Source organism: Mesorhizobium sp. BH1-1-5, from assembly GCF_020165615.1.
GTDB lineage: Bacteria > Pseudomonadota > Alphaproteobacteria > Rhizobiales > Rhizobiaceae > Mesorhizobium.
Genome location: NZ_JAIUIM010000004.1, coordinates 325,539 through 346,413 on the forward strand (window position 1 = coordinate 325,539; position 20,875 = coordinate 346,413).

The following is a 20,875-nucleotide window of genomic DNA, read 5'->3' on the forward strand; positions in this document are numbered from 1 at the left end:
CAGGGAACCACCAAATCCAAGGCGCAAGAATTACTTTTTCCAGCACCCGTGCTTAGGGTCCGCCTAAGCTTTTCCCGAGGTCCGGAGGCGGTCCTGCCGATCGCGACCGCCGGAATTGGGTGCCCTCGGCGATCCCACCGCAGCGTTTAGGGATAAGCTAAGCACTGACACATGAAATCATAATTTTCGCTCCGCCAGCCCGTCACTAAAAGCAAACCGGACCTCCATCACAGCGGCGAAAGCCCTATCGAAAGAGACGTGGATATGTCGGTTGAGAAGGTAGACACGCTCGTCGTCGGCGGCGGCCAGGCCGGGGTGGCCATGAGCGAGCACCTGAGCAAATGCGGGGTGCCTCATCTCGTTCTCGAGCGCGGCCGGATCGCCGAGCGCTGGCGTTCGCAGCGGTGGGATTCGCTGGTCGCCAACGGCCCGGCCTGGCATGACCGGTTTCCGGGCATGGAGTTTCCCGTGACGGGCCCCGAGGGCTTTCCTTCCAAGGAGGAGGTGGCCGACTATTTCGTCGCCTACGCAAAGCAGATCAACGCGCCGATCCGCTGCGGCGTCGAGGTCAAGCTCGCGCAGAGAAATGTCGGCCGTCCGGGATTCCGCGTCGAGACCTCGGATGGCGTGATCGAGGCCAACAGCATTGTTGCCGCGACCGGACCTTTCCAGGTCCCCGTCATCCCGCCGGTTGTCCCGAAGGAAACCGGCATCCTGCAAATCCACTCCAGCGCGTACCGCAATCCGGCGCAGCTGCCGAAGGGCGCGGTGCTGGTGGTCGGGGCAGGGTCCTCGGGCGTGCAGATCGCCGACGAACTGCAGCGCTCAAGCAGGCGCGTCTATCTCTCGGTCGGCCCGCACGATCGCCCGCCACGCGCCTATCGCGGCCGTGACTTCTGCTGGTGGCTGGGCGTTCTCGGCAAATGGGACCTCGAGACCCCGGGGCCCGGCACGGAACACGTCACGATCGCGGTGAGCGGCGCGCGTGGCGGCGAGACGATCGATTTCCGCCGTCTGGCCGCGCAGGGGCTTACGCTCGTCGGCATGACGAAGACGTACCAGGACGGCGTCATGACCTTCGCGCCCGATCTTGCGAAGAACATTGCCCGCGGCGACGCCAATCTGATGTCGCTGCTGGACGAAGCAGACGCCTACGTCGCCCGCAACGGCCTGGACCTTCCGGAGGAACCTGCCCTCCGCAGGATCGACCCGGATCCGGACTGCGTCACCAATCCGATCAGCGAGCTCAACCTGGCCGAGGCCGGGATCGCGACGATCATCTGGGCGACGGGCTTTGCCGTCGACTACAGCTGGCTGAAGGTCGACGCCTTCGACGAGAAGGGCCGGCCAAGGCACCAGCGCGGCGTCTCGGTCGAGCCCGGTATTTATTTTCTCGGACTGCCCTGGCAGTCGCGCAGAGGGTCGAGCTTCATCTGGGGTGTCTGGCACGATGCCAAGCATGTGGCCGACCGTATTTCGACGCAGCGCAAATATCTCGCCTACCACGCGGCCGCGATGCGCGAGCCGGTGGACGCCTGACCAAAGCTGCGAGCCCGACTTCATGGAGACCAAGATGGCGCATACGCGAATTCGCAAATTCAACACCAAGGACACCTATCCGGAACAGAAGCTCGACAACGATCTCTGCCAGGCGGTCGTCACGCGCGGCGGCAGGACCGTCTATCTGCGCGGCCAGTGCCCGCAGGATCTCGACACGGCGAAGAACATCGACAGCCACGATCCGGTCGAGCAGACCCACAAGGTCATGCAGAATATCAGGCAGCTTATCGAAGAGTGCGGCGGCACGATGGAGCATCTGGTGAAGGTGGTTGTCTACATCACCGACGTGCGCCATCGCGAAGCCGTCTACCGGACGATGGGCGAATACATCAAGGGCGTCCATCCGGTTTCGACCGGCTTGGTCGTGTCGGCCCTGGCGCGGCCGGATTGGCTGGTCGAAATCGACGGCACCGCCGTCATTCCGGACTAAAGCGCCATGACCTTTTCCATCGTCGCGCGCTGCCGGCGCACAGGCATGTTCGGGGTGGCGGTGTCCTCGTCGTCTCCCGCGGTCGCGGCGCGCTGCGCCTACGCGCAGACGGGCGTCGGTGCCGTCGCCAGCCAGAACGTCACCGATCCGACGCTCGGCCCCAGGGCGCTGGAGCTGATGACGCGCGGCGCTTCCGCCACGGAGGCCGTCGCGATCCTGAAGCGCACGGGCGCCTTTATCGAATACCGGCAGATACTGGCTGTCGACGCCGCGGGCGTCAGCGCGATCCACTCCGGGCCGAAGGCGCTCGGCATCTGGGCCGAGGCGCGAGGCGAGGACGTGGCCTGCGGCGGCAACCTGCTTGCGAATGATGGCATCCCGCGTGCCATGGTCGATGCCTTCCTCGCCTCCGGGGGCGACCTCGGCGATCGGCTCATCGCCACGATGCGCGCCGCGCTCAAAGCCGGCGGCGAGGCCGGGCCCGTCCGCTCCGCCGGCATGAAGCTGGTGCGCGATGTGTCCTGGCCCGTGGCCGACCTGCGTTGCGACTGGACCGAGGATTGTCCGATCGAGCAGCTGGCAACGCTGTGGGATATCTACAAGCCCCAGCTCGATGCCTACGTTACCCGCGCGCTCAACCCGTCCGGTGCGCCGAGCTACGGCGTTCCTGGTGACGAATAGCCCCGACAATCCGGAGCCAACATGAGCGAACTCAGCCATAAGGAGTGGGTCGGCAAGGCGTCCGCGATCCGATTCCGCGACAAGGCCTTCATCGACGGCAAGGCGGTGCCAGCGCGCTCCGGCCGGACCTTCGCCAGCATCAATCCGGCCACGGGAGCGACGCTCGCCGAGGTCGCCTCCTGCGGGGAGGAGGATATCGACCTCGCCGTCGCCGCGGCCCGGCGCAGCTTCGACGCTGGCGTCTGGTCGCGGACGGCGCCAGCGCATCGCAAGGAGGTGCTGCTCAGGCTGGCGCAATTGCTGCGCGAGAACCTGCAGGAGCTCGCGCTGCTGGAATCGCTGGACATGGGCAAGCTGGTCAAGGACGCGGCCACCATCGACGTGCCGGGGTCGGCAGCGATCTTCCAGTGGTATGCCGAGGCGATCGACAAGGTCTATGACGAGGTGGCGCCGACGGGCCAGGGCGACCTCGCTCTGGTGCGGCGTGAGCCGCTTGGCGTCGTGGGCGCCGTGGTGCCGTGGAATTTTCCGCTCGACATGGCGACCTGGAAATGCGCGCCGGCGCTTGCGGCGGGCAATTCGGTGGTGCTGAAGCCGGCCGAGCAGTCGCCTTTTTCCGCGCTCAGGCTGGCGGAACTCGCCATGGAGGCGGGGCTGCCCGCCGGCGTGCTCAATGTGGTGCCGGGCCTCGGCGAGACCGCCGGCCAAGCACTTGGCCGACATATGGATGTCGATTGCCTCGCCTTCACCGGGTCGACCGCCGTCGGCAAGCTCTTCCTGCAATATTCCGGCCAGTCGAACATGAAGCAGGTCTGGCTGGAGACGGGCGGCAAGAGCCCCAATCTGGTGTTCGCGGATTGCGCGGACCTCGACGCGGCCGCCGACATGGCCGCCTTCGGCATCTTCTTCAACCAGGGACAGGTGTGCTCGGCCAATTCCAGGCTGCTGGTGGAGCGCGGCATCAAGGACGCGCTGGTCGAGAAATTGGCGCAACGCGCGGCGGCGACGCAGCCCGGCGATCCCCTCGACCCGGCATCGAGGATGGGGGCGATGGTGGACGCGCGGCATGCCGCGACAGTCATGCGTTTCATCGATGGCGGCAGGAAGTCGGCCAGGCTGGTGACCGGCGGCGGCCGGATTTCGGTCGATGGGCGCGGCAGCTTCGTGCAGCCGACGATCTTCGACGAGGTCTCGCCCGAGGATCCGCTTGCCCGCGATGAGATATTTGGCCCGGTGCTGTCGGTCATCGCCTTCGACAGCGAAGAGGAGGCGCTGCGGATCGCCAATGACAGCATCTACGGCCTGGCGGCATCGCTTTGGACCGACAGCCTGTCGCGGGCACACCGCATCGCGGAAAGACTGCGGGTGGGCACGGTTTCGGTGAACACGGTCGACGCGCTGAGCCCGATGACCCCCTTCGGCGGCTTCAAGCAGTCCGGCTTCGGACGCGACCTGTCGCTGCACGCGCTCGACAAATACACCGCGCTGAAGACCACCTGGATCAAGTACTGAGGAGCGGCCCGACTTGATCACAGAGTGCAAACCGGCAACATAGGACCATGCCGCTCCGCTTCACGCTCAGACAACTCGAATATTTCGTCGCCGTCGGCGAAGCGGGTTCGATTGCCAAGGCGGCCGAGCAGGTCAATGTCTCGCCGCCGTCGATCTCGGCGTCGATCGCGCAGCTCGAAGCGGAGTTCGGCGTCCAGCTCTTCGTGCGCAAGCATTCGCACGCGCTGGCGCTCACCGCGGGCGGGCGCCTGTTCCTCAAGGAAGCCGCGCGGCTGCTCAACGATGCGGATGCGCTGCACGACATTGCCGGCGATATCGCCGAAAAGGTGCGCGGACCGCTGGCGATCGGCTGCCTGCTGACTTTCGCGCAGATCGTGCTGCCGGCGCTGCGCCGGAAATTCGAGGACGCCTATCCGGATGTGCGCGTCCGGCAGTTCGAGCGCAACCAGGGGCAGTTGTTCGAGATGCTGCAGCGCGGCGACATAGACGCAGCGCTTACCTACGACCTCGAATTGTCGCAGGACATGACGTTCGAGCCGCTGATGCAGTTGCCGGCCTATGTGATGCTGCCGGCCGCGCATCGTCTGGCGGCGAGGGCGGGCATCACGCCCGAGGAGCTGGTCGACGAGCCGATGGTGCTGCTCGACCTGCCTTACAGCCGGGAATACTTCCTCTCGGCGTTCCAGGGCCTGCGGCCCAGGATCGTCGAACGCACCGGCGACATCGCCGTGATGCGCTCGATGGTTGCCAATGGCTTCGGCTATGGCATCGCCAATATGCGGCCGCTCAACACCATGTCGCCGGACGGCAAGCTGCTGGTCTTCGTACCCTTGCTGGGCGATCTGCGGCCGTTGATGATGGGAATTGCGCTGCCCAACGCCGAGCACCGCACGCTGACGGTGCAGGCCTTCATCGACCATTGCCGCCGCTTCGTGGTCGAGCAAGGCGTCTTCGGCACCGAACGCATCGTCAAGTGAGCGACATCATGGCCAGCCGTCGGCGAGCCGCGACAGCAGCCGCTCCAGCATCTCGTCGCAACGCCGCAGCTGTTCGACGCTGACATACTCGTCCGGCTTGTGCCCCTGCGCCATGGAGCCTGGGCCGCAGACGACGGCAGGCGTGCCGAGATCGCGGCTGAACAGTCCGCCTTCGGTGCCGTAAGCGACTTTCATGGTGCTGTTGGCTCCGGTCAGCGATTTGACGAAGGCGACGGCTTCCGATGCGGCCGGCGTGTCGAGGCCCGGATAGGTGTTGGTGATCTCGATGTCGATCGCGGCTTCTGGTGCGATCGAAGCGGCGTCCGCGGCAATGCGCGCCGCGGCGCCGCGCAGCCTGTCGAGAATGCCGGCGGCATCGTCGGCGGCGACGTTGCGGATCTCGAAATCGACCACGCAAAGATTGGGCACGATGTTGAGGGCCACGCCAGCATTGATCTTGCCGACATGCACGGTCGTATAGGGAATGTCGTAGTCTCCGTCGCGGGCGCCTTCGCGGGCCAGCCGGTCCTGTTCGTCGCGCAAGACCCGCACGAAATCGCAGCCGAGATGGATGGCGTTGAGCGCCAGCGGGGCGAGCGCCGAATGGCCTTCGCGTCCCCTGCATGTGGCGCGAGCCGCGAGCTTGCCCTTGTGTCCGGTCGCCACCTGCATGCCGGTCGGCTCGCCGACGATGCACAGCAGTGGCCGTTGGGGTGCCGCGCTCAGCATTTCGATCAGGTCGCGCACGCCGAGACAGCCGATCTCCTCGTCGTAGGAGAGCGCCAGATGCAAGGGCGTGCGCAGCGCCATCTTCGAGGCCTTGAGGCTGGCTGCGAGCGCTGAGGCGACGAAGCCCTTCATGTCCGCCGCGCCGCGCCCGAAAAGCTTGCCGTCGCGCTCGGTCATCGCGAATGGCGGCAGGGTCCAGTTCTGACCGTCGACGGGAACGACATCGGTGTGACCGGACAGCATGATGCCGGGCGCACCAGTCGGTCCTATCGTGGCGAAGAGATTGGCCTTGTGGCCGTCGGCGCTGTGGATGAGCTGGCAGGCTATGCCGCTCGCTTCGAGCAGGTCCGCAACATAGCCGATGAGGTCGAGGTTCGAGTCGCGGCTCACCGTCGGGAAGGCGATCAGCCGCTCGAGTATCCTGATGCTGTCCATGTCTCTTGCCTCGTTGCCGCAGCCGGTTGTGTAGCATCGTGCCGCCGCGGCTCTGAAGTCGCATTTGGCTCAGCCCCGATTCATTTGAGGCTAATCCATGCAAGGCGATTAGGCGCGTCCTAATCCGCACAGAAGAAATCCATAGTTTTCCCGCGCCCGCGCCAACTTATGAGTAGTCTCCAGATCAGGATGACGTTTCGTTGAATCGTCATCCTGATCTGGCTTTTTGTTGGAGCATGATCTTTTCCGAAAACCGGTTCCCACTTTTCGGGATCATGCTTCGGGGCAGCGGCAGCGCCAGCCGACGGGAAGGAAGCACCATGCGCGACCCACGCTACGATATTCTGTTCGAGCCGATGAAGATCGGACCGGTAACGGCCAAGAACCGTTTCTATCAGGTTCCTCACTGCAATGGCGGCGGATATCGCGATCCGTCGGCCGCGGCCGAGATGCGGCGCATGAAGTCCGAGGGCGGATGGGGCGTCATCTTCACCGAGCAGACGGAGATGCATCACACCTCCGAGATCACGCCTTTCATCGAGCTCAGGCTATGGGACGACGCCGACATTCCGGCCCTGGCGAAGATGGCCAAAGCGATGCACGAATATGGCGCGCTGGCCGGCATCCAACTCGCCTATTCCGGCATCAACGGCCCCAACCTCTATACCAAGGAGGTTCCGCGCGGGCCGTCGGCGCTGCCGATCCGCACCTTCACCAACGATCCGGTGCAGGCGCGCGCCATGGACAAGCAGGATATCCGCGATCTGCGCCGCTGGCACCGCAATGCTTTCAAGCGGGCGAAGCAGGCGGGCTTCGACCTGGTGTGCCTCTACGGTGCGCATGGCTTCGGCATCATCCAGCACTTCCTGTCCACCGCCACCAACCAGCGCAGCGACGAATATGGCGGCTCACTGGAAAACCGCTCGCGGCTGATGCGCGAGCTGATCGAGGAAGGACGCGATGCGATCGGCGACACATGCGGCCTGACGCTCAGGCTGTCACTGGACGAGATGATCGGTGAGCTCGGCTTCGCCAATTCGGAAGTTCGCGACATGATCGAGATGCACGCCGAGCTGCCCGATCTCTGGGACCTCGCGCATGGCGCCTGGGAGGATTGCTCGGGGCCGTCGCGCTTCAAGGACGAGGCGGCGCAGGAGAGCCTCGTCTCCGGCATCAAGAAGCTGACCTCGAAGCCGGTCGTCGGTGTCGGCCGCTTCACCTCGCCGGACGTGATGGTGCGAATGATCAAATCTGGCACGCTCGACTTCATCGGCTGCGCCCGCCCGTCGATCGCCGATCCCTTCCTGCCGAGGAAGGTCGAGGAGGGCCGCATCGAGGACATCCGCGAATGCATCGGCTGCAACATCTGCATCACCGGCGACATGACCATGTCGATCTCGCGCTGCACGCAGAACCCCACCTTCATGGAGGAATGGCGCAAGGGCTGGCATCCTGAGCGCATGCAGGCCAAGGGCGACAGCGACAGCGTGCTGATCGTCGGCGCTGGACCGGCCGGACTGGAGGCCGCCCGCGCGCTCGGCCTGCGCGGCTATCAGGTGGCTTTGGCGGAAGCCGGCAACTCGCTTGGCGGGCGCGTGGCGCGCGAATGCCTGCTGCCGGGCCTCTCGGCCTGGGGCCGGGTGCGCGACTACCGGCAGTATCAGCTCAGCCAGATGCCCAATGTCGACATCTATTTCGAAAGCCGGCTGTCGGCGGACGACATCCTGTCCTTCGGCTTCCAGAACGTCGCCATCGCCACCGGATCGACCTGGCGGCGGGACGGCGTCGCGCGCGCTCATGTCGTACCGATGCCCATCGACGCCGCGATGCAGGTCTACACGCCGGACGATCTGATGGACGGCAAGGTGCCGTCCGGCAACGTCGTGCTGTTCGACGACGACCACTATTACATGGGCGGTGTGCTTGCCGAGCTGATGGCGCGTCAGGGCGCGAAGGTGACCCTGGTGACGCCATCGGCCTATGTCTCGGACTGGACCCGCAACACGCTGGAGCAGGGGGCCATCCACCGCCGCCTGGCGGAGCTGGGGGTCGACATCGTCCTCAACAGGACCGTCACGAACATCGCTTCTGGCAGCGTCGCGACGGCTTGCGTCTATACCGGCGCGCGGCAGGAGCTGGCGGCCAACGCCGTCGTCCTGGTCACCTCGCGCAATCAGGACGATACCGTCTGGCGTGAACTCAAGGCGCGGGAAGACGAATGGGCCGGCAACGGCATCCGTTCGGTCAAGGTCATCGGCGATGCGCAAGCGCCGGGGCCGATCGCCTGGGCGACCTATGCCGGCCACCGCTTCGCCCGCGAGCTGGACGAAGCCGATATCGGCGACGCGCTGCCTTTCCGACGCGAGGTGACGGCGCTGGCGGACGCGTAGCGCCGCTCGACTGGCGACACTTGAAGGCGGCGGTAGTCCGGAGAACAACTGCTGACCTATGAGGTGGAAATCCGCTACCATCTGCTCCGCTTTGGGGCTTCCTTGACCTTTGATATTATTATAATAGCTTTGCGTCGAGGCTAATGATGACGGCGAGCAATGCGGTGTAACCTATCGGATCGGGTCGCCTTGGTCACAGGGGCGGCGGGGGCAATCGGAAGTGCTATCGCCAAACGGCTTTCCGACAACGGCGCCGCGGTTGTCGTCGCCGACATCGATATGGCAGGCGCCGAGCGTGTCGCGGCAGGCCTGGGCAATGCGATGGCCTGCGCCCTCGACATTCGCGACGGCCAATCGGTCGACGCCGCGATCGCCAGGGTTTGCGAGCGGTATGGACGGCTCGACATCCTGGTCAACAATGCCGGCGTCAACACCTTGGCGCATCGCGTCACCATAGACGAATTCCCTGCCGAGGAATGGGACCGCATCACCGGCATCGACCTCGACGGCCTCTACATCATGAGCCGCGCCGCATTGGCGCCGATGCTCGCCGCCGGCAAGGGCGGGCGCATCGTCAACATCGCCTCGGTCGTCGGCCTTGCCGCGATGCGCCTGCAAAGCCCGTTCGTCGCCGCCAAGGCCGCCATCGTGCATCTGACGCGGTCGATGGCAATCGAACTGGGAGCCAAGGGGATCCTCACCAACGCGATCGCGCCCGGCTCGGTGATGACCGCGCTGACCGCCAAGCTGTTCTACGGCGACGACGGCAAGTTCGCGGGGCGCACCCAGGAGTTCCTCGCCCATGTGCCGCTCGGCCGGCCGGCCCAGTCGGAGGAGATCGCCGAGGCCGTGCTGTTCCTGGTCTCTCCGGCCGCCAGCTACATCAACGGCCAGGTGCTGGCCGTCGATGGCGGCTGGACCGCGGGATATATGATGTGAGCGCCGCCATGGAAATCGACCTCGGCGGCGCCGCGATCGCGCTGGACGGCGAAACCAATGCGATCGTCGATGCGGTGCTCGCCGCATTGCGCGCCAATGGCGGGCGTATTGTGGAAGGCGCCCCGCCGCACGCGGCCGCCGATATCCTGCTCGTCTCGTGTCCGCTGCGTCCGGGAACGAAGGCCGGCGATCCGCGCTCCCTTTATGCCGACGCGCGCAAGGCGGCGGTGGCGATGACCGAGCGCGGCGGCCGCATCGTCTTCCTGATCTCGGCGGTCGCCGGCACGCCGATGCGTCGCCATCCGCGCTTCTCCATGGAGAACGCGTCGATCCTTGCCGGGATGCGTGTGCTGGCCATGGAATTCGGGCCGAAAATCCTGGTCAATGCGGTTGGCTTCGGCATGGTCGAGGGAGTCGCCATCGTCGCGGGTGACAAGGCGATGCTCAGCCACACGCCGGTCGGCCGCGCCGGCAGCGTCGAGGAAGCGGTCGCCGCGGTGCTGTTCTTCTGCGATCCGCTGAACAGCTACACCACCGGGCAGATGCTGGGCGTCGACGGCGGCTGGGCGGCGGGCTATGGGCGCAATTTCTGAGGTGGTGACACTCAGGGCAGGTGCGCTGGAAGTCGGGCTGGCGCCGGCAATCGGCGGCAGCGTCAGCGCGATGCGCTGGCGCGGCGTCGATCTCATGCGCCGGCTTTCGGATGACGACCGCGATGGGGGCAACGTGCTGGGCGTCGCCATGTTCCCGATGACGCCCTACGCCAACCGCATTGCCCGAAACGAATTCGACTTCGGGGCAAGGCGCTGGCGGGTTCTGCCCAACAATCCGCCCGAGAGATTCAACGTGCATGGCAGTGGCTGGAAACAGCCATGGGCTGTCATCAAGATCGATGCGACCGCGGCCGTGCTGGCGCTCGAGGTGGTCGCTGGAGCGGAACCCTATTCTTATCGCGCCGAGCAGGTCTTCGCGGCCTCGGAGGAGGGGCTCAGCATCAAAATGACGCTGACCAATACGGGACCGGTTGCCATGCCGTTCGGCTTTGGCCTGCACCCGTGGTTCGATCGCGACCCGGACGTGACGCTGCAATTCAGCGCCCGGCGCTTCCATCTCGAAGAGCCCGATGGCGTCTCGGGCGATCCGATCACGCTGCCGCGCGAACTGGATTTCGCGAAGGGCCGGCCGCTGCCCGACGGTTGGCGCAACAATGATTATGGCGGCTGGGCCGGTGAGGCGACCATCCGCTTTCCGGCGCGCGGCGCCGGGTTGCGGATCGTGGCCGATCCCGTCTTCAAGCATCTGATGCTCTATGCCGACCCGACCAAGCCCTATTTCTGCCTGGAACCGCAGACGAATGCCTCGGGCGCCTTCAACCGTGGCCGATGGAACGATCCGGATGAAGGCGCGATCGTGCTTGCGCCTGGCGAAAGCGCGGCGGGCGCCGTCTCGTTCATGCCGTTCGCTGCACCCTGAGCAGCTTAAAGCAATCGAGCCAGGAGCCCGCCATCCACCTGCATGGCGCTGCCGGTGACGAAGGACGAGGCGTCCGAGAGCAGGAAGCCGATGGCGCTGGCGATCTCGGAGGGGTTGGCGATGCGCGCGATCCTGTTGGGCTCGAACGATAGCCCCAGCGCCTCCGCGCCGCCGGCCGCTTCCAGCCCGTCCAGCGTCATTCTCGTGGCGACCGAGCCGACCAGCACGGCGTTGACGCGGATGCGGTCGACGGCATAGTCGAGCGCCATCTGTCGCGACAATCCGACGACCGCCGCCTTTGTCGCCGCATAGGCCGGAACGCCGGGAACCGTAGCATCGGCGTGCACCGAGGCGAGGTTGACGATCGAGCCGCCGCCTGCCGCGCGCAGCAGCGGCAAGGTCGCGCGGCAGATGCGGAAAATGGCGGTCAGGTTGACGGCAATGGTCCTGTCCCAGTCTTCGTCGGAGAGTTCCTCGAGCCGCTTGCCCGTCGGATAGATGCCGGCGCAGTTGACGACGGCGTCAAGCCCGCCGAACCGCTCCGTCGCCTCCGCCACGGCCGCTCGCACCTCGATTTCGCGGGCGAGATCCGTCTCGCGAAAGATCAATTTGCCGCCAGCGCAACGGCCAGCGAGCGCCTTGCCCTCCTCGGCGTCCAGCCCGATGCCGAACACGGCCGCGCCCTGAGCGACGAGATACTCGGCCGTCGCCCGGCCGATGCCAGTGGCCGCGCCGGTCACCAGAACGCGCTTGCCGGCAAACATCATGGCGATACCTGCGATGCGTGGCGTTCGGCTTGCGCCGCGGTCACCGAACGCAGCACGCGATCCTCGCCGCCTTCGCGACGTTTGAATTCGTCGACGATGCGGCCATCGGCGACGACGAGGCAACGGTCGCAAAGGCCGATCAGCTCCTCGAGCTCGGAGGCGACGATCAGCAAGCCCACGCCCTTTTCGGCGAGGTCGACCACGAGCCGATAGATTTCGTGCCGGGTTGCCGCGTCGACGCCCTTGGTCGGCTCGTCGAGCAGCAGCACTTTCGGGGCACGCATCAGCACGCGGGCGAAGAGGAGTTTCTGCTGGTTGCCGCCCGACAGATGGCTGACAGACGCCTGCGGCGACGATGCCTTGACGTTGAGCGCGCGCATGGCGGCCAGGATGGAGCTGCGTTCAAGTCCACCGCGCACGACGCCGCGCCGCGACAAGGGGGCGAGATTGCCGATGGTGATGTTGGCGCCGACCGGCAGATTGAAGAGCAGGCCATCGCGCTTGCGGTCCTCGGTCAGAAGCGCAATGCCGGCGGCCCGGGCATCGCCGGGCGATCCGATCGCCCCCGGATCGCCCGCGACGCGGATTTCGCCCTCGGCCGGGACGCGGCCATAGATGCCGTGCAGGATCTCGCTGCGGCCGGAACCGAGCAGGCCCGCAAGCCCGACGATCTCGCCAGCGGCCACCGACAGATTGATGTCCTTGGCGCCATGAACGGCGCCGCTATGACCAGCCACGGTCAAATTGCGAACCTCCAGCGCGGTCGGTGCGCCGGCGGGGGCCGTGTGCTCCGGGAACAGCCGTTGCAATCGTTGTCCCGACATCGAGAAAATGAAGGTCTCGGCGTCGAAATCCTCCCTTGCGATGCGCACCGCCACTTGTCCGTCGCGCAGCACCGTGGCGCGGTCGCAGATGGCCAGCACTTCCGGCAGGCGATGGGTGATGTAGATCATCGCGACGCCCTGTGTCTTGAGACGTCGCAGCACGGCGAACAGCGCGTCGACCTCCGTGCCGGAAAGCGAGGCGGTCGGCTCGTCCAGCATCAAGACGCGCGGCTTCATGACGATGGCACGGGCGATCATCACCAGATGGCGCTGCGCCGAAGTCAGCGATGCGACATAGGCCCTGGGATCGATGCCGATGCCGAGATCGGCAAAGATCTCGCCGGCCCGCTGTTCCAGCTTGCGCTGGTGGACCAGGGCGCCGTCGCCCAAACCGGTGCGGCCGGCAAAGACATTTTCGGCGACCGAGAGCTGCTCGAGCACTTCGATCTCCTGCGGCACATAGCCGACACCGTTCGACCGTGCGTCGGCGGGCGAGGCAAAGCTGACGGGCCTGCCGTCAAGCTTGATGGCGCCGCTATAGGAGCCGGCCGGATGCACGCCGTTGAGGATCTTGACGAGCGTCGACTTGCCGGCGCCGTTCTGGCCAAGCAAAGCGTGGATCTCGCCTGGGACGACGTCGAAATCGACGCCGCGCAGCGCCTGCACGCCGCCGAAACTCTTGGCGATTGCGATGGCCGACAACAGCGGTTCTTGGGCGGCGTTGGGCACGGCGATCCTCTCGGCGGATGCCGGGTCCGGGCAAGCCGCGGACCCGGCGATGGGCGTTACTGGCCGGCGCCGTCCAGCATCTTGTAATAGGGGTCGAGATCGGCGGCGGTGATGACCTTGGCCGGCAGCGGGTTGCTGTAGGGGACAGTCTTGCCCTGGGCGAGATCGCCAAGCAGCTCGGCTACCTTGGCGCTCTCTTCATAGAGCGGCTGCGCGACGATGCCGTAGGCGGCGCCCGATTTCACCAGGTCGAGATTCTGCCTGATATAGTCCATGCCGATGATGACGACGTCGCGCCCGGCCTTGCGGGCCGCGCCCGACCAGGTCTGGATGCTGTTGCCGGTGGTGCCGAAGGCCGCGGTCACGTCCGGATTGCCTTGCAGGATCGCCACCGCCTTGGCCTCGGCCGCCGACGGCTCGAAACCTTCCATCTGGGTGTCGAGCACCTTGATGTTGGGATACTTCTCGGCGATGGTCTTGCGGAAGGCGGCCGACATGGCGTTCTCGGTATCGTTGGACGCGCCTTGCGTCAGCGCCACGGTGCCCTTGCCGCCAAGCTTTTCGCCGATGGCGACGGCCGCGTTCTGGCCGGCGCCGGCAATGTCCTCGCCGGTCGCGGCCTTCAGCCCCTGCACCGTTCCCTCCGGTGGCAGCACATGCCAGGTCACGATCGGGAATCCCTCCTTGGCGAGCTTGGAGATGTAGGAGTAGATCGCCGGATCAGGACCATAGACGCCGATCGCATCGTATTTGGTGCGCGCCAGGGCGGCTTCGGCAAGCGGCAGCGTTGCCGGAATGTCCCAATTCGTCGCGCTCGGGTCGCCGACCACTTCGCAGGTGTAGCCGAGCTCCTTGCACTTGTTGAGGAAACCCGCCTGCATGAGCCGGTGCACGGGATGATCCTTCATCGCTTGTACCCAGAGCAGGTGAATGTCGGCGGCCTGGGCGAGGCTCGCCGAACCCACGGACGCGGCAACCGCCACGGCCGCGAAGGCAGTGCGGATCAGTCCCTTTCTCAGATCGATTTTCATATCCTACCTCCCTTGCTTCACCGGCGTTCTGCCGGCGTAAAATCTGCCGCCTCCGCCATCGTCCGCCGTTTTTGACGATGTGTCGTCGGTGCGCGGTTCCTTGCTCCCTGGCGGCCCGCTATGCGCCGGCGATGAAGTAGCGGCGGCGCAAGATGTCGAGCCCGACGGCCATGACCATGATCACGCCCACCGCGATCTGCTGCCAGTTGGAATTGACGCCGATGACGACGAGGCCACTCTGCACCACCTTCAGCATCAGAATGCCGACGACGCCGCCGGCGACCGTGCCGGCGCCGCCGAACAGGCTGACGCCGCCGACCACGACCCCGGCGATCACCGTCAGTTCCCAGCCGCTGCCGATCGAGGTGCCGCCGCTGCCGAGATCGGCCATGACGAACATGCCGGCGATCGCGGCCAGCGCGCCGACAACGATGAAGGCGCCGATCTTGTAGGCGCTGGTGTTGATGCCGACGAGGCGCGCCACTTCCCGGTTGCCGCCGGTGGCGTAGATGTTGCGTCCGAGCACGGTGCGCCGCAGGACGAAATCGGCGACGATCGCCGCGACGATGAAGAAGGCAAAGCTCCAGCCGAGGCCGAAGGCGAGGTCGGCGCCGCCGATCGTATTGATCGCCTCCGGCAGCGGATAGACCGGATAGCCGCCGGTCACCACCTGGATCAGGCCCTGGCCGATGAACAGCATGCCGAGCGTCTGGATGAAGGCGGGGATGCCGAGCCTGACGACGATCAGGCCGTTGACGAGGCCGATCAGCGCGCCGACGCCGATCCCGCCTAGAATGGCGACGGTCACCGGCAACGCGGCCGCCGTCATCAGCTTGGCGGCGACCACCGCCGACAGCCCGGCCACCGAACCGACGGAGAGGTCGAATTCGCCGGCCACTAGAAGGACGGTCTGGCCGATGGCGATGATGCCGACGAACGACACGACGTTGAGAATGGCCCGGATGTTGCGCTCCGACAGGAAAGCCGGCTCGAGCAGCCAGAAGAAGACGATCAGCAGAGCCATCGCCGCCAGCACGCCGACTTCGCCGATGGCGATGAAGCCGATCAGCCGCCGCCGGAACGATTGCCCATCCCGGGGCAGCGAGCCCACGTCAGCCGCGCTTTCCATCGTGACCTCCCTGACGGCGCACGCCATCGGCTCCCGCAACCGGCACGTCGCGCCCACGCCGATCGCGGCGTGCTCCTCTGCGCCATTAAGATTATAATATTATAACTTGTCAACGACGAAATTTCAGAGGCTGAGCGATGCCATGCAGGTCGCTGGAAAGCGCCCGCCGCAGCCGCTATGAATGAGGCTGGTCGTGCGATCCGGAGCTGGGTTTCCCTTCGCGCATCGTGCATTGTGGAGCTTGGCGATGGCCGATGGGTCGGGGGACGATACCGACGGAAACACTTCGTCGCAGCGCCTCGGGGTTCGCGAGATCGCGAGACGCATCGGAGTCGCGCCCATAACGGTGTCGCGTTCCCTGTCCAATCCCGGCAGGGTCTCGGCGGAGACGCGCGCCAGGGTGCTGGAGGCGATAGCGCAGATCGGCTTCGTGCCCAACCAGCTCGCTTCCAGCATGCGCGGCAACGGCCGGATGATCGGGACGGTCGTGCCGCCACTGATCAATTCGGGCATCGCCGAGCAGGTGCAAGGCATGTCCGATGAATGCCATGAGGGCGGCTATTCGATGCTCCTGGTGCAAGGCGAGTTCACGCAGGAAGCCGAGGAGAAAGCGATACGCACGCTGCTCGGCTGGCGCCCGGCCGGCATGATCCTTCAGAGCTTCGTGCAAAGCGAGACGGCGCGCGCCTTGTTGAAGGGCAGCGGCGCGCCGGTGGTCGAGATCTCCGAGGTCAAGGGCCGCGATCCGATCGACATGGTTGTCGGCGTCTCCAATTTCGAGACCGCCTACGCCATGACCATGCACTTGGCCGCCAAAGGCTACAGGCGGATCGGCTTCGTCTCGACACCGATCCACGGCAATGACCGCCTGCAGCAGCGCCGCACCGGTTACCACGCGGCGCTGACCGAGCTCGGCATCAAGAACCATGACGGCATGGAGGTCGAGGTGCCGATCACCGCGCGAGGCGGCGCCGAGGCGCTGGTCACGCTCACGTCGCGGCACAAGGACATCGACGCCATCTTCTTTTCCAGCGACACGCTGGCCGTCGGCGCGGTGCAGGAATGCCACCGGCGGGGCTGGGCGGTGCCCGGCAGGATCGCCATCGCCGGTTACGGCGACATGGACCTCGCCGCGCAGCTCTATCCGCGGCTGACCACGGTGAAGGTCGATCGCTACGACATGGGCCGGCGCGCCGTGCGGCAATTGCTGGCGAGGCTGGGCGGCGACGACGAGGTGCCGGCCGTCACCAGCCTCGGCTTCGAGATCATCGACCGCGAAAGCGCCTGATTTTCCTTGTTGGCCGAGGCCTCTCGGCGTCGTCATCCTAGGTCTGCGCCGCGTCGCTTCGCGGCTGCTTCGCCCTAGGATGACGAACTCGCGGAACGCCTTGCCGGCTTAGAGGCCAGGTTTTCCCGCTTCTTCCCGCCGCCCAAGGCGCTTCTCCCAGCCTTCGGCATGAACGTTGAGATAGGCGTTGGGATCGTAAGGATGGTCCTTGATCGCATCGAGGTTGAGATCGATGCCGAGGCCCGGCGCTTGCGGCAGCGACAGGTGGCCATTGTCCGGGTTGACGGTCGGATGCCAGGTCACCAGATCGCGGGTCCAGGGATCGTTGAAGGCGTCGAAATGCTCCTGGATCAGGAAATTCGGCACCGCCGCCGCCAGTTGCAGGCATACCGCCGTCGCCACCGGTCCGCCGCTCTGATGCGGCGCGATGTGGCTGCCATGCGCTAGAGCCAGATTGGCGACCTGCATCGATGGCGCGATGCCGCCAAGCGACATCGGCTCGGGCTGGAAGATGTTGACGCCGCCGCCGGCGGCAAGCGCGTAGAACTGGCCGACCGTGTCGTACATCTCGCCGGTCGCTACGGGAATTGGCGAGCGGTGCGCCACCTCATGCACGGTCTCCTGGCGGTCACGCGAGGTCGGTTCCTCCCACCAGTAGATGTCGAGATCGGCGAATTTCTGCGCTGCCTGAAGTGCGGCGATCTCGGCGAAGCGCGCATGCACGTCGATCAGGATCAGCGTGTCGCATGGCAGCTCGTCACGCAGTTCGCGGCAGATCGCATAGGAAAGGTCCAGCTCCTCGCGCGAAATGAAACCTTGCGCGGTGCCGAACGGGTCGAGCTTGAACGCCTTGAAGCCTTTCGCCAGGACGGTCTTTGCGGATTCGAGAAAGGCTTCCGGCGTGCGCTCGGTGCGATACCAGCCATTGGCATAGCCAAGCACCGTGTCGCGCACCTGCCCGCCGAGAAGCTGGTGGATCGGCGCGCCCAGGCTCTTGCCCAGAATATCCCAGCAGGCGACCTCGACCGCCGCGATCACCGTGCGGTGGATGTGGCCGCCGTCGAGCGAAACACTGTCCAGCATGCGCTTGGCCAGCGCGCTGATGCGGCGCGGATCCTGGCCGATGGCGAGATGCTTGAGCTCATGCACGCCCGCCTCGGTGGTCTTGATGAACCCGTTCAGCGTGCCTTCGCCGACGCCGTGGATGCCCTTGTCGGTATGGACCTTTACGAACAGCCAGTTCTTCCAGCCGGCGCCAACGGCAAAGGTCTCGATCTCGGTGATCTTCATGCGAGTTCTAACCCGGTAATCGTTGCGACGACGGCTTCGGTGGTGAGGCCGTATTTCGCCTGCAGGGTCGGCACCGCGCCGCATTCGATATAGCGGTCGGGCAGGCCGATGCGCGTGACTTTTTTCGCGATGCCGGCCTCGAACAAGCTTTCGACGACAAGGCTCGCCAGCCCGCCGACCATGACATGGTTTTCAGCGGTAACGATATGGTCCACGGAGGCGGCAAATTCGGTCACGGCCGCAGCGTCGAACGGCTTGATCGTCGGCACGTGCAGCACCCCGACGGAGATACCCCGTTGCTGCAGGGCTTCCGCCGCATCCAGCGCCCGCTCGGTCATGAAGCCGGTCGCGACGACGCCGACGTCGGAGCCTTCGCGAAGCCGCCGCGCCTTGCCGATCTCGAACTTGTAGCCAGGCTCGAGCACGACGGGAACGCTGCCACGCAGCAGCCGCATGTAGACCGGACCCTGATGCTCGGCGATTGCCTCGGTCGCCGCCTCGATCTCGGTCGCGTCGCAAGGGTCGATGACGGTCAGGCCGGGGATCATGCGCATCAGCGCCAGATCCTCGATCGCCTGGTGCGTGCCGCCATAGCCTGTCGTCAATCCCGGCAGGCCGGCGACGATCTTGACGTTGAGATTGGAGTGGGCCAGCGCGATGGCGACGAAGTCGTAGGCACGCCGTGTCGCGAACACGCCATAGGTGGTGGCGAAGGGCACCTTGCCGGTGCGGGCAAGTCCGGCGGCGACGGCGACCAGATTCTGCTCGGCCATGCCGACGTTGAAGAAGCGGTCGGGAAAGGCGTCCCGGAACGGCAGGATGTCGGTGTATTTGCCGAGATCGGCGGTCAGCCCGACGATGTCGTGGCGGCTCTGCCCAAGCCTGGCAAGGGCCCGGCCGAACGGTGCCTCCACGCTTTGCCGGCCGCCGCCGACGGCTTCGTCCTGGCCCATGGCCAGCGTCCGCCCGGCTTTAATGCCGCCGCCGCTCATTGTCGGGTTCCCATGCTTTTGTCGAACTCGGCGATGATGCCGTCCCATTGCGCCACGTCGATGCGGAAGAAGTGCGATTTCTCGCTGGTCTCGATGCGCGGCACGCCTTTACCGGGCAGGGTGCGCAGTACGATCGCCTTCGGCTTGCGGTTGCGTTGACGTGCGCCGGCCAGCGCGTCGACGACGGCCTTCATGTCGTTGCCGTCGATCTCCGCCGTTTCCCAACCGAAGGCACGCCATTTGTCGGCCACCGGCTCCATGCACAGCACCACGGGTCCATCGGCCTGGATGCCGTTGCAGTCGATCAGCGCCACCAGCCCATCCAGCTCGAAATGGCTGGCCGACATTGCCGCTTCCCAGGTGGAGCCCTCCTGCATCTCGCCGTCGGAAAGCTCGACGAAGACGCGCGCGTCCGAGCGATCGAGGCGAAGTCCGAGCGCCTGGCCGATGCCTTGACCGAGGCCATGGCCGAGCGAGCCGCCGATGACCTCGACGCCGGGCGTGGTGTCGAGCGTCGACATTTCCAGCCGGCTGTTGTCTGCGCCATAGGTGACAAGTTCCTCGACCGGGATGATGCCCGCCTCGGCCAGGGTGGCCCAAAGCGCGATCGAGTAATGCCCGGTCGACAACAGGAAACGGTCGCGATCCGGCCATGCCGGATTGTGCGGGTCGTAGCGCAGTTCGTGGAAATACAGCGCCGCCAGCGCATCGGCGATGCCGAGGCCCTGGCCGATATAGCCCTGGCCCTGGCCGCGCGCCATGGTCAGCATGTGGCGGCGCAGCAGCGTCGCCTTGCGTTCGAGCGCGGCGACATCGGCGCTGCCGGGAGGGGAGTTTCGCAGCATCCGATGCCTAGTCCTTGTCCAGCCCGCCCGACATGTTGAGCCGCTCGGCAGTCATGTATTGAGGCGCGTCGAGGCAGAGCCAGACGACGGCCTCGGCCACCTCGGAAATCTCGGCGCGCCGGCCGAGCGGAATGCGGCGCGTGCGTTCGTCGAGGAAAGCCTGCAGATCGTTGCGGCCATTGGCGCGGGCAAGATCGACTTCGGTCGAACGCTGCATCTCGGTGTCCATCATGCCCGGCGCCAGGCTGTTGACCAGCACCCCGTAGGGCGCCAGTGCTACCGCCGCGGCGCGGGTGATGGAATCGACGCCGGCCTTGCTCGCGGTGTAGGCGGTGTAGTCGGGCAGCGCCATGCGCGAGCCCGGCGAGGTGATGTTGACGATGCGCCCCGAACGCTGCTCGCGCATCACCCGGCCGGCCGCCTTGCAAGCCATGGCAAGAGCCGTGACGTTTAGGGCCAGCGTGCGCGTCCAGGCCTTGAAGGTGGCGTCGAGAAAGGGCTCGATCACGCCATAGCCGGCATTGTTGACGAGGATGTCGATGCCGCGCCAACGCGCGACCACTTTTTCGACCGCCGCCTCCGGCGCGCCTTCGAGCGTGAAGTCACTGACGATGATCTCGGCTTCCGCGCCGGTCTGGCCGATTTGCCGGGCCGTCTCGGTCAGGCCTTCGCCGTTGATGTCGGTGACGGCGACGGCACAGCCGCGCCTGGCCAATTGCAGCGCCACCTCGCGGCCAAGCCCTCCGGCGGCGCCGGTGACAAGCGCCCTCCGAGGCGTGGTGTCTGGAATCTCAGCAGGCAAGCCAACCTCCTCCCAAGGTCATCTTGACGCGATGGATACCGGTATCCATAGA

19 protein-coding genes are annotated in these 20,875 nt (G+C 65.9%); 10 read left to right on the forward strand and 9 right to left on the reverse strand.

The annotated features are described in order from the left end of the window. The first annotated feature begins 264 nt into the window (after window positions 1-264). From LB572_RS07880 to LB572_RS07900, 5 genes are read left to right on the forward strand one after another with little or no spacing between them, the layout of a single operon-like run. Window positions 265-1,539 carry a flavin-containing monooxygenase gene (locus LB572_RS07880; RefSeq protein WP_140806968.1) on the forward strand — a complete coding sequence of 425 codons (1,275 nt, stop codon included), beginning with the start codon at window positions 265-267 and terminating at the stop codon, window positions 1,537-1,539. Between the two features lie 34 nt (window positions 1,540-1,573). After that, a complete protein-coding gene (locus tag LB572_RS07885) occupies window positions 1,574-1,990 on the forward strand; it encodes a RidA family protein (protein ID WP_112097707.1) in 417 nt (138 codons plus the stop codon). A 6-nt stretch (window positions 1,991-1,996) separates the two neighbouring features. Continuing rightward, window positions 1,997-2,671, forward strand: a complete 675-nt coding sequence (locus LB572_RS07890; RefSeq protein WP_224667313.1) for a DUF1028 domain-containing protein — start codon at window positions 1,997-1,999, stop codon at window positions 2,669-2,671. A 21-nt stretch (window positions 2,672-2,692) separates the two neighbouring features. Continuing rightward, window positions 2,693-4,183, forward strand: a complete 1,491-nt coding sequence (locus LB572_RS07895; protein WP_224667314.1) for an aldehyde dehydrogenase — start codon at window positions 2,693-2,695, stop codon at window positions 4,181-4,183. Window positions 4,184-4,230: 47 nt separating this feature from the next. Further along, window positions 4,231-5,160, forward strand: a complete 930-nt coding sequence (locus LB572_RS07900; RefSeq protein WP_224667315.1) for a LysR family transcriptional regulator — start codon at window positions 4,231-4,233, stop codon at window positions 5,158-5,160. A gap of 6 nt (window positions 5,161-5,166) precedes the next feature. Here LB572_RS07900 and argE read toward each other — a convergent pair whose 3' ends face one another. Continuing rightward, window positions 5,167-6,324, reverse strand: coding sequence for an acetylornithine deacetylase (gene argE / locus LB572_RS07905; RefSeq protein ID WP_140806964.1), 1,158 nt, complete (start codon window positions 6,322-6,324; stop codon window positions 5,167-5,169). 320 nt (window positions 6,325-6,644) lie between these two features. On the opposite strand from argE, the gene LB572_RS07910 reads away from it, so the two are divergent. From LB572_RS07910 to LB572_RS07925, 4 genes are all read left to right on the forward strand, one after another. After that, window positions 6,645-8,714, forward strand: a complete 2,070-nt coding sequence (locus tag LB572_RS07910; RefSeq protein ID WP_224667316.1) for an NAD(P)-binding protein — start codon at window positions 6,645-6,647, stop codon at window positions 8,712-8,714. 159 nt (window positions 8,715-8,873) lie between these two features. Continuing rightward, window positions 8,874-9,653, forward strand: coding sequence for an SDR family NAD(P)-dependent oxidoreductase (locus LB572_RS07915; RefSeq protein ID WP_224667317.1), 780 nt, complete (start codon window positions 8,874-8,876; stop codon window positions 9,651-9,653). Continuing rightward, window positions 9,650-10,246, forward strand: coding sequence for an SDR family oxidoreductase (locus LB572_RS07920; protein WP_224667318.1), 597 nt, complete (start codon window positions 9,650-9,652; stop codon window positions 10,244-10,246). The genes LB572_RS07915 and LB572_RS07920 overlap by 4 nt, the downstream gene beginning before the upstream one ends. Next, window positions 10,230-11,126, forward strand: a complete 897-nt coding sequence (locus LB572_RS07925; RefSeq protein WP_224667319.1) for an aldose 1-epimerase — start codon at window positions 10,230-10,232, stop codon at window positions 11,124-11,126. The genes LB572_RS07920 and LB572_RS07925 overlap by 17 nt, the downstream gene beginning before the upstream one ends. Window positions 11,127-11,131: 5 nt before the next feature. Here LB572_RS07925 and LB572_RS07930 read toward each other — a convergent pair whose 3' ends face one another. From LB572_RS07930 to LB572_RS07945, 4 genes are all read right to left on the reverse strand, one after another. Beyond that, entirely contained in the window at window positions 11,132-11,893 is a 762-nt protein-coding gene (locus LB572_RS07930; protein WP_224667320.1) for an SDR family NAD(P)-dependent oxidoreductase, read from the reverse strand. After that, window positions 11,890-13,419, reverse strand: a complete 1,530-nt coding sequence (locus LB572_RS07935; RefSeq protein ID WP_224667321.1) for a sugar ABC transporter ATP-binding protein — start codon at window positions 13,417-13,419, stop codon at window positions 11,890-11,892. Before LB572_RS07935 ends, LB572_RS07930 begins: the two co-directional genes overlap by 4 nt. An 83-nt stretch (window positions 13,420-13,502) precedes the next feature. Further along, complete coding sequence (locus LB572_RS07940) at window positions 13,503-14,477, reverse strand: sugar ABC transporter substrate-binding protein (RefSeq protein ID WP_224667322.1); 975 nt, start codon at window positions 14,475-14,477, stop codon at window positions 13,503-13,505. 118 nt (window positions 14,478-14,595) lie between these two features. Next, a complete protein-coding gene (locus tag LB572_RS07945) occupies window positions 14,596-15,606 on the reverse strand; it encodes an ABC transporter permease (RefSeq protein WP_224667323.1) in 1,011 nt (336 codons plus the stop codon). 247 nt (window positions 15,607-15,853) lie between these two features. On the opposite strand from LB572_RS07945, the gene LB572_RS07950 reads away from it, so the two are divergent. Then, complete coding sequence (locus tag LB572_RS07950) at window positions 15,854-16,894, forward strand: substrate-binding domain-containing protein (RefSeq protein ID WP_224667324.1); 1,041 nt, start codon at window positions 15,854-15,856, stop codon at window positions 16,892-16,894. Between the two features lie 108 nt (window positions 16,895-17,002). Here LB572_RS07950 and LB572_RS07955 read toward each other — a convergent pair whose 3' ends face one another. Genes LB572_RS07955 through LB572_RS07970 form a run of 4 tightly spaced genes read right to left on the reverse strand, consistent with a single transcriptional unit; the run spans window position 17,003 to window position 20,823 of the window. Further along, window positions 17,003-18,184 carry a mandelate racemase/muconate lactonizing enzyme family protein gene (locus tag LB572_RS07955; protein ID WP_224667325.1) on the reverse strand — a complete coding sequence of 394 codons (1,182 nt, stop codon included), beginning with the start codon at window positions 18,182-18,184 and terminating at the stop codon, window positions 17,003-17,005. After that, a complete protein-coding gene (locus LB572_RS07960; RefSeq protein WP_224667326.1) occupies window positions 18,181-19,176 on the reverse strand; it encodes a transketolase family protein in 996 nt (331 codons plus the stop codon). Before LB572_RS07960 ends, LB572_RS07955 begins: the two co-directional genes overlap by 4 nt. Beyond that, window positions 19,173-20,021 carry a transketolase gene (locus tag LB572_RS07965; protein WP_224667327.1) on the reverse strand — a complete coding sequence of 283 codons (849 nt, stop codon included), beginning with the start codon at window positions 20,019-20,021 and terminating at the stop codon, window positions 19,173-19,175. Before LB572_RS07965 ends, LB572_RS07960 begins: the two co-directional genes overlap by 4 nt. A 7-nt stretch (window positions 20,022-20,028) precedes the next feature. Beyond that, entirely contained in the window at window positions 20,029-20,823 is a 795-nt protein-coding gene (locus LB572_RS07970) for an SDR family NAD(P)-dependent oxidoreductase (RefSeq protein ID WP_140806952.1), read from the reverse strand. Window positions 20,824-20,875 lie beyond the last annotated feature (52 nt).

Bases quoted from the DNA above. Each gene is read 5' to 3' on its own strand.
- LB572_RS07895 (WP_224667314.1), top strand. From the start codon at position 2,693: ATGAGCGAACTCAGCCATAAGGAGTGGGTCGGCAAGGCGTCCGCGATC.
- argE (WP_140806964.1), bottom strand. From the start codon at position 6,324: ATGGACAGCATCAGGATACTCGAGCGGCTGATCGCCTTCCCGACGGTG.
- LB572_RS07925 (WP_224667319.1), top strand. From the start codon at position 10,230: ATGGGCGCAATTTCTGAGGTGGTGACACTCAGGGCAGGTGCGCTGGAA.
- LB572_RS07950 (WP_224667324.1), top strand. From the start codon at position 15,854: ATGGCCGATGGGTCGGGGGACGATACCGACGGAAACACTTCGTCGCAG.
- LB572_RS07930 (WP_224667320.1), bottom strand. From the start codon at position 11,893: ATGATGTTTGCCGGCAAGCGCGTTCTGGTGACCGGCGCGGCCACTGGC.
- LB572_RS07890 (WP_224667313.1), top strand. From the start codon at position 1,997: ATGACCTTTTCCATCGTCGCGCGCTGCCGGCGCACAGGCATGTTCGGG.
- LB572_RS07915 (WP_224667317.1), top strand. From the start codon at position 8,874: ATGCGGTGTAACCTATCGGATCGGGTCGCCTTGGTCACAGGGGCGGCG.
- LB572_RS07910 (WP_224667316.1), top strand. From the start codon at position 6,645: ATGCGCGACCCACGCTACGATATTCTGTTCGAGCCGATGAAGATCGGA.
- LB572_RS07885 (WP_112097707.1), top strand. From the start codon at position 1,574: ATGGCGCATACGCGAATTCGCAAATTCAACACCAAGGACACCTATCCG.
- LB572_RS07880 (WP_140806968.1), top strand. From the start codon at position 265: ATGTCGGTTGAGAAGGTAGACACGCTCGTCGTCGGCGGCGGCCAGGCC.
- LB572_RS07955 (WP_224667325.1), bottom strand. From the start codon at position 18,184: ATGAAGATCACCGAGATCGAGACCTTTGCCGTTGGCGCCGGCTGGAAG.
- LB572_RS07965 (WP_224667327.1), bottom strand. From the start codon at position 20,021: ATGCTGCGAAACTCCCCTCCCGGCAGCGCCGATGTCGCCGCGCTCGAA.
- LB572_RS07960 (WP_224667326.1), bottom strand. From the start codon at position 19,176: ATGAGCGGCGGCGGCATTAAAGCCGGGCGGACGCTGGCCATGGGCCAG.
- LB572_RS07900 (WP_224667315.1), top strand. From the start codon at position 4,231: ATGCCGCTCCGCTTCACGCTCAGACAACTCGAATATTTCGTCGCCGTC.
- LB572_RS07945 (WP_224667323.1), bottom strand. From the start codon at position 15,606: ATGGAAAGCGCGGCTGACGTGGGCTCGCTGCCCCGGGATGGGCAATCG.
- LB572_RS07940 (WP_224667322.1), bottom strand. From the start codon at position 14,477: ATGAAAATCGATCTGAGAAAGGGACTGATCCGCACTGCCTTCGCGGCC.